Origin of the sequence: Paracoccus cavernae, from assembly GCF_042430175.1 — a bacterium.
GTDB classification, from domain to species: Bacteria; Pseudomonadota; Alphaproteobacteria; order Rhodobacterales; family Rhodobacteraceae; genus Paracoccus; species Paracoccus cavernae.
The window spans coordinates 77276-85087 of the sequence record NZ_JBHMDZ010000017.1; the positions used below are offsets into that span (position 1 = coordinate 77276).

Sequence of the window (7812 nt, forward strand, 5' to 3'; positions counted from 1 at the left end):
AGCGACTGCCGCGCATGAGCGATGATACCGGCGATATTCAGGCCCTGATCTCGCAGATTGCGCGGCTGCCGGGCCTCGGGCCCCGCTCGGCACGGCGCATCGTGCTGCAACTGATCCGCAAACGCAGCGGCCAGATGGCGCAGCTCGCCAGCCTGATGTCGCAGGTCGCCGAAAACGCGCGCGAATGCGTGATCTGCGGCAATATCACCGAACAGGAAACCTGCTCGATCTGCCGCGACGACCTGCGCGCCACCGGCGAGATCTGCGTGGTGACCGATGTCGCCGACCTCTGGGCGCTCGAACGCGGCCGCGCCTTCCGCGGCCGTTACCATGTCTTGGGCGGCAGCCTCTCGGCTCTGGACGAAGTCGGCCCCGAAGAGTTGCGCATCCCCGATCTGGTCCGCCGCATCCCCGAAGAGCATGTCACCGAAGTCATCCTCGCCCTTGCCGCGACGGTCGAAGGCCAGACCACCGCCCATTACATTGCCGAGGCGCTCGAAGGCAGCGGCGTCACGGTCACCGGTCTCGCCCAGGGCGTGCCGATCGGGGGTGAGCTCGACTATCTCGACGACGGCACGATCACCGCCGCGCTCCGCGCCCGCCGCCGGATCTGAAATCCCCGAAATCCGCATGAAAAAGGGAGGCAGATCACTGCCCCCCTCTTTCATGACCAAATATCCCGGGGTCCGGGGCAGAGCCCCGGCCTTGGGTCGCGCCGCTTAGGCGTCGAGCTTGCCGACCGCCTTGAGCTGTTTCGCGATTTCGATCCGGCGCGGTTTCAGCGCCTCGGGGATCTCGCGCAGCAGGTCGATGTTCAGCATCCCGTCCTCGTGGCTCGCACCCTCGACGCGGACGTGATCGGCCAAGGTAAAGCGGCGCTCGAAGGCGCGCGTGGCGATGCCGCGGTGCAGGAAAGTCCGCTCCTCGTTCTCGGCGGCACGGCGCCCCGAGACGATGACCGCCCCGTCCTTCACCTCGACCGAGAGATCGTCGGCCGAGAATCCGGCAACCGCGATCGAGATGCGGTAGCTGTTCTCACCGGTCTTTTCGATATTGTAGGGAGGGTAGCTGTGCTGCGACAGATCCGAGGCAAGGGCACGGTCCAGAACATCAGCCATCCGGTCGAAACCCACCGAGGCACGATAAAGCGGGGTCAGGTCGAAATTACGCATTTTGCATCCTTTTCAAAGCGATACCAAAACTGCCCCCCGTAAACCGGGCGGGCTGAATGTCGGCGCCTTTTGGCCCTCCGACAGGATCAAATTGGGATGTTCGCCCCCCTATTTCAAGGGCGGCGGAGCGCTCCGGCCTGACGCAAGCGACAGGCCGGATTGCGGCTATTGCAAGGCAAGGGCCGCAGGCTTCGGCCCGCCCGTTGCCCAGTCCAGAAGCTCGACCGTATGGACGACCGGCACTTGGGTTCCCGATCCGATCTGCATCATGCAGCCGATATTGCCCGCCGTGATGATCTCGGGCGAGACCGCCTCGAGCGTGCCGACCTTGCGGCGCTTGAGCTCCTGCGACAGCTCGGGCTGCATCAGGTTGTAGGTCCCTGCCGAGCCGCAGCACAGGTGCGGGTTGGCGGGTTCGAGAACGGTGAAACCGGCCTCGGCCAGAAGGGTCTTCGGCGTCGTCTTGATCTGCTGGCCATGCTGGAGCGAACAGGCCGAATGATAGGCCACCCGCAGGGGCTCGCGCACCGCGACCGCATCCGGCAGGCCGTGGCCCTCGAGAAATTCGGTCACATCCCGCGCGAGACCCGCGATCTTGCGCGCCTCGGCCGCCATCGGATCACCCTCGAACATATGGCCGTAATCCTTGACGGTCGTGCCGCAGCCCGAGGTATTGATAATGATCGCGTCAAGCGCACCGGCGCGGTCCGCCGCCAGAAAGCCGTTGATCGCCGAACGCGCGGTACGCAAAGCGTCGTTCTCGCGGCCCATGTGGTGGGTCAGCGCGCCGCAGCAGCCGAAATTCTCGGGGATGACCACCTCGCAACCCGCGCGCCGCAGCAGGCGGATCGTCGCATCGTTGATGTCGGTGTTCAGCGCACGCTGCGCACAACCCGGCATCAAAGCAACCCGCGCCCGTTTCGGCCCGATCGGCGCAAAGGTCTGGCCGTCGTCGTTGCGGCTGACGCTCGGGATCTGCTTGGGTGCCATTTCCAGCATCGCGCGCAGGCGTTTGTCTGGCATCAGCCCTGCCAAAGGCCGCGCGATCTTGGCGCCCAAAAGCGCCAGACGGAAGCGTTTGGGATAGGGCAGCAGGTTCGCGAGCAGCCAGCGCAAGGCGCGATCGCCAAGCGGGCGGCGATAGGTCTTTTCGACATGGACGCGGGCATGGTCGATCAAATGCATATAGTTCACGCCCGACGGGCAGGTCGACATGCACGACAGGCACGACAGGCAGCGGTCGAGATGCTTGACCGTCTTTTCATCCGCCGGACGGTCGTTTTCCAGCATGTCCTTGATGAGATAGATGCGCCCGCGGGGACTGTCCAACTCGTCACCCAAAACCTGATAGGTCGGACAGGTCGCCGTACAAAAACCGCAATGGACGCAAGAGCGCAGGATCTTGTTGGCATGGGCGATGCCGGGGTCCTGCAGCTGCTCGGGGGTGAAATTCGTCTGCATCTTAGGCGGCCTTCCCTGCTGCGCCGGCGAAAATCCCGCGCGGATCGAATTTGGCGCGCAGACCGGCATTGAGCCCTGCGACGACCGGATTGATGGCGGGAAGCTGCAGGGCTTGCGCCCCCGGCTGCGCGTGAACGCGGCTCGCCTGCCCGCTGAAGGGACCGAGGTCGGGGATCCGCCCCGCCGGCATCGCGACCCAGATCAAGGAGCCGCCCCAGTCAAGCGCCAAGGGCGCGGGCAGGCGCGCAAGCAGAGCCGGCGCCTCGGACGGGAGGCACACAATCCGCCACAGATCGCCCGCATCGTCACCGGCACCGGCGGACGCAGGAACCAACCCTGCCCAATGCGCGCCATCACCCTCGGAGAGTGTGCCGAAATCCGCCAGACGCGCCGCCAATTGCTGGCTCCTCAGATCGACCGAGCCTTTCAGCCCCTCGACACGGATCATCGCGCCCGTGCCCGCAAGCCAACCCGCACCGCTGATGTCGTATGGCCCTGTCAGCGCCGAGGTCAGCGCCGCCACCGCCACATCCGGCGTGGCCCCCGCAAGCACCAAGGTACGCGATACCGGCGGGATCGGCGCGGTTTTCAGCGACACTTCCGTCAGCACGCCAAGCGTCCCGCGCGAGCCTGCAAGCAACTTGACGAGATCGTAGCCGGTGACGTTCTTCATCACCCGCCCGCCGTTCTTGACGATCTCGCCCTCGCCGGTAACGAAACGCACTCCGAGCATCGCATCGCGGCATGCCCCGACCTGCACGCGACGCGGCCCCGAGGCATTGGCGGCAGCAATCCCGCCGATGGTCGAGTCTTGGCGGCGGTCGGGCTCGAAGGCGAGCATCTGGCCCTCGGCAGCCAGAACCTTCTCGATCCCGGCGAGGGTTGTGCCCGCGCCGACCACCAGCGTCAGCGCCTCGGGCTCGTAGAGCCGCACCCCCGACAGCGCCGAGAGGTCAAGCCGCATGCCCTGCCCCTCACCCGGCTGGAGTCGCGTCGCCCCGCCGACCGGCGTGAGCGGCGCGCGCGCCTCGCGGATCAGCGCGGCCAACTCTTCTTCGCTTTGCGGGCGCATCGTCTTTTGGTCCATCACGGCCTCCATCACCTCAGGCCGCACGGGCTTTTGCTGTGTCACGCCCCGCCTCGCGGCGCGGGGCCGAGCTTGCAAGCGGGAAAACCTTGGCCGCATTGAGCAGCCACTGCGCGTCGAAGACATCCTTCACGCGCATCTGGACCTCGAGATCCACCGGCTCGAACTGCGCCACCATCAGCTCGCGCTTTTCGACGCCGACGCCATGTTCGCCGGTCAGGCAGCCGCCGACCTCGACGCAAAGGCGCAAGATATCGGCACCGAACGCCTCGCACAGTTCCAGATCGCCGGGTTTATTGGCGTTATACAGGATAAGCGGATGCATATTGCCGTCGCCCGCATGAAAGACATTGGCGACGCCAAGCCCGTATTGCTGCGACAGCGCCGCAATCCCCGCCAGCACCTGCGGCAGGGTCGAGACGGGGATGGTCCCGTCAAGGCACATGTAATCGTTGATCTGGCCCATCGCGCCGAAAGCCGATTTGCGCCCCAGCCAGATGCGGCGGGATTCGTCTTCGGATTTGCTCTCGCGGAATTCGACCGGATCGAAGCTTTCGGCAATGGCGCGGATCAGGCCAAGCTGCTCGGCAATCTCGGGGGGCGTCCCTTCGACCTCGATGATCAAAAGCGCCTCGCAATCGGGATAGCCCGCTTTGGCGAATTCCTCGGTCGCGCGGATGCAGGGACGGTCCATGAATTCGATCGCGACGGGGATGACGCCGGCGCGGATGATTGCGGCGACGCAGGCGCCCGCGACTTCGCTGGAATCGAAGCCGACCAGAACGGGGCGCGCGCCGGCGGGTTTGGGAAGGATGCGCAAGGTCGCCTCGGTCACGATACCAAGCTGGCCTTCCGAGCCGCAGACCACGCCCAGAAGATCAAGCCCCTGCGCCTCGCCCATCGGCCCGCCGAGGTCGACAATCGTGCCGTCCATCATCACCATGCGCACGCCAAGCAGGTTGTTCGTCGTCACGCCGTATTTCAGGCAATGCGCCCCGCCCGAGTTCATCCCGATATTGCCGCCGATCGCGCAGGCAAGCTGGCTCGACGGATCGGGCGCATAGAAGAACCCGTCGCCGTCCACCGCCCCCGAGATCGAGAGGTTCGTCCGCCCCGCCTGCACCCGCACCTGACGGTCGGGGTAGTTCGTTTCAAGCACCGCATTCATGCGCGACAGCCCGACAACCACCGCATCGGCGGTCGGCATCGAGCCGCCCGCAAGGCTTGTGCCCGCACCGCGCGGCACGACCGGCACGCCCTCCTCGTGGCAGATGCGCAGAACGGCCGCGACCTCTTCGGTCGTCGCAGGCAGAACCACGGCGAGCGGCGGGCAGCGATAGGCCGAAAGCGCGTCGCATTCATAGGCGCGGGTCTCGGCGGGATCGTCGATCACGGCATCGGGCACGGCCGCGCGCAAACGGGCGGCAAGGCTCGCGGCGCGGGCAATCACCGTCTGATCGGGAAAGGGCATTTCCATGGCGGCTCTCCTTATGGGGCGCGGTCGTATTCGAAGCGGTCGCGAAGGGGCGATAAAGGGGCGCTTTCCTCATCATGGCGCGGATCGGGACGCGCCAACAAGGCTGCGGACACGGAGCAACTCCGTCCACCGCGGCCCGCGGCCGTCCCGTTGCAGCGGCCATCGGCAGCAGCCCTTTTCATCTTCCCCCCGCAACAACGCTAAAATCCGGCTGATATTTCCTCGCCAAGATTTTGATTGTATTGTCCAATATGACAGACCGCACCGCTCTGCCCGTTCCGGATGCGAATCGGCAAAGCCGCATCATCTGGAATTGGACGGAACGTCCTCCTGCGATATCTCTCGCGAGTGGATAGCGCTCACAACCGGGACAGGCAACCGCCCCGGCATCGGGAAAACGGATGAGCCGCGCGAAAAAGCGGGGCCGGACAACAGGTGCGGCCGGATGGAAGGCCTAAGCGTTCCACAAGCCGGAACGCGGCAGGGAACAGGATCGGGCGACCGACCGGACGAAGGACAAGATCACGATGTACGCCCTCTCGGCACTGACCAAGACATTCGACCTGTGGAACCTCGCGGCCTTTCTGTGGCTGATCGGCTGCTGGTTCTGGGTAAGCTGGCGCACCGAACATCCGCCAAAGGGCAAACCCTCGGTCTCGGTGCTGATGAAGACGCTTCGCCGCGAATGGATGCGCCAGTTCGTCGAGCGCGATCCGAGGATCTTCGACGGCAACATCCTCTCGAACCTGCGCGAGAGCACCGCCTTTTTCGCCTCGGCGACGATGATCGCCATCGGTGGCGGGCTCGCGCTTCTTGGCAATGTCGACCGTGTCATCGGTCTCGCGCAGCAATTCGAGATCGAGAACGCGCTGACCATCCAATGGGAGGTCAAGATCATCGTCGTGCTGCTGATCGTGGTCGATGCTTTCCTGAAATTCGTCTGGTCGAACCGGCTGTTCGGCTATTGCGCGATCATCATGGGCTCGGTTCCCAATGATTCCAAAGACCCGCGGGCCATGCCGCGCGCCATGCAGGCAGCCGAAATCAACATCCGCGCCGCCCGCAGCTTCAACGCGGGGCTGCGCGGGGTCTATTTCGCGCTTGGCGGCCTCGCCTGGCTGGCGGGGCCGCTTGCACTTTTCGTCGCGACGACAACCGTGACCTGCATCAGCTGGCGGCGCGAATTCGCCTCAGGATCGCGGCGCATCCTGCTTGACGAGGCTGCCCTCGAGGCGGGCATGCCGCCAAGTCAGCCATAGCGCGACGAGCCCCGCCGCCGAAAGCGCGACCCCGACCAGCCCGGAAGAGCGCCAGCCCCACCCCGCCGCCAGCGCAAGGCCGGCGAGCCAGGGGCCGAGCGCATTGGCCGCGTTGAAGGCCGCGTGGTTCATCGCGGCCGCCATGCTTTGCGCCCGCCCCGCGACATCCATCAGCCGCGTCTGGAGCGGCACCACCATCCCCGAGCCGAGGCCAAGCAGGAAGGAAGACGCCACCATCAGCTGCCAGCTTCCGACCGCATAAGAAGCAAAGGCCTGCGTCGCCGCCATAAAGACCATGAGCACGAAGGCCGCGCGGAAAATCCCCAGCCGGATCGTCAGACGCGCCGCGCCGATACTGCCCAGCGTGCCGCCGATCCCGAAGGCCGAAAGCGCCAGCGGCACGGCCCAGGACGGCGCTTGGGTCGTGGCCAGCATCGCGGCCGAGAGATAGGCGTAGACCGCGAAAAGCCCGCCAAAGCCGATGGCCCCGACCAGAAGCGTCAGGATGACCGAGGGGTTGCGCAGCGCCTTGAGCTCCTCGAAGGGGCGCGCATTGGGATCGACGCCGACGCGCGGCGCGAGCTTCAGGATCAGCACCGAAGCGACCAGTGCGATCAGCCCGGGCAGCGCAAAGCCCCAGCGCCAGCCGATCCCCTGCCCCAGGGCCCCCGCCAACGGCACGCCCGCGATATTGGCGACCGTCAGGCCCAAAAGCACATAGGTCACCCCCTTGGCACGCTGCTCGCGCGGCAGGCTGTCGGCGGCGAAAAGCATCGCGACGCCAAGAAAGCCGCCATGCGGCAGCCCCGCCAGAAAGCGCGTGGCGACCAGCGTGTGAAAACCCGGAAGCGCCGCCGCGAGCAGGTTGAAGACCCCGTAAATCGCGATCAAAGCCGCGAGGTAGCGTCGCCGCGGCAGCCTTGCGCCCAGAATGGAGGTCAGCGGCGCCCCCACGACCACGCCGAGAGCATAGGCCGAGATGACATGTCCGCCCTGCGGATCGGTGATCCCCAGATCGGCCGCGAACCACGGAAGCAGCCCCATGGCCGCAAACTCCGAGGTCCCGATGGCGAATGCGCCAAGCGCAAGGGAAAGAATGGCCCATTTCAAATTGGGTTGCCGCGTCATGGCTGAACCTCGAAGGCGTCGGAAGGAAAGGAAAGAAGGATGCATGATTGCGTTAACATCGCCCGCCCCCAATGTCAGCACCATCAGGCCGAATAGCACCCATTCAGCCGGTGCAAGGCAGCCATCCCCCGAACGCGGAGCACGAAGGCTTCAGGCTTCAGGCTTCAGGCTTCAGGCTTCAGGCTTCAGGCTTCAGGCTTCAGGCTTCAGGCTTCAGGCTTCAGGCTT

At 65.6% G+C, this 7812-nt stretch carries 7 protein-coding genes; 2 read left to right on the forward strand and 5 right to left on the reverse strand.

From position 1 onward, the window contains the following. Positions 1 to 14: 14 nt before the first annotated feature. Positions 15 to 614: a recombination mediator RecR gene (gene recR / locus ACFFUC_RS12405; protein WP_377686671.1), complete on the forward strand. Its 600-nt coding sequence runs from the start codon at positions 15 to 17 to the stop codon at positions 612 to 614. Positions 615 to 719: 105 nt separating this feature from the next. On the opposite strand, the gene ACFFUC_RS12410 is transcribed toward recR, so the two are convergent. The 4 genes from ACFFUC_RS12410 to ACFFUC_RS12425 form a co-directional block, all read right to left on the reverse strand. Continuing rightward, a complete protein-coding gene (locus ACFFUC_RS12410) occupies positions 720 to 1172 on the reverse strand; it encodes an Hsp20 family protein (protein ID WP_377686673.1) in 453 nt (150 codons plus the stop codon). A gap of 165 nt (positions 1173 to 1337) precedes the next feature. Further along, positions 1338 to 2633 carry a glycolate oxidase subunit GlcF gene (gene glcF / locus ACFFUC_RS12415; RefSeq protein WP_377686674.1) on the reverse strand — a complete coding sequence of 432 codons (1296 nt, stop codon included), beginning with the start codon at positions 2631 to 2633 and terminating at the stop codon, positions 1338 to 1340. Between the two features lies 1 nt (position 2634). Then, positions 2635 to 3705, reverse strand: coding sequence for an FAD-binding protein (locus ACFFUC_RS12420; RefSeq protein WP_377686683.1), 1071 nt, complete (start codon positions 3703 to 3705; stop codon positions 2635 to 2637). Between the two features lie 31 nt (positions 3706 to 3736). Beyond that, positions 3737 to 5197 carry an FAD-linked oxidase C-terminal domain-containing protein gene (locus tag ACFFUC_RS12425; RefSeq protein WP_377686676.1) on the reverse strand — a complete coding sequence of 487 codons (1461 nt, stop codon included), beginning with the start codon at positions 5195 to 5197 and terminating at the stop codon, positions 3737 to 3739. Positions 5198 to 5724: 527 nt separating this feature from the next. Here ACFFUC_RS12425 and ACFFUC_RS12430 point away from each other — a divergent pair. Beyond that, the gene (locus ACFFUC_RS12430; protein WP_377686678.1) at positions 5725 to 6456 is read left to right on the forward strand and encodes a DUF599 domain-containing protein; all 732 of its coding nucleotides are present in this window, start codon (positions 5725 to 5727) and stop codon (positions 6454 to 6456) included. Here ACFFUC_RS12430 and ACFFUC_RS12435 read toward each other — a convergent pair. Beyond that, on the reverse strand, positions 6388 to 7584 hold the full coding sequence (locus tag ACFFUC_RS12435) for an MFS transporter (RefSeq protein ID WP_377686680.1): 1197 nt from the start codon (positions 7582 to 7584) through the stop codon (positions 6388 to 6390). The genes ACFFUC_RS12430 and ACFFUC_RS12435 overlap by 69 nt on opposite strands. Between the last annotated feature and the right edge of the window lie 228 nt (positions 7585 to 7812).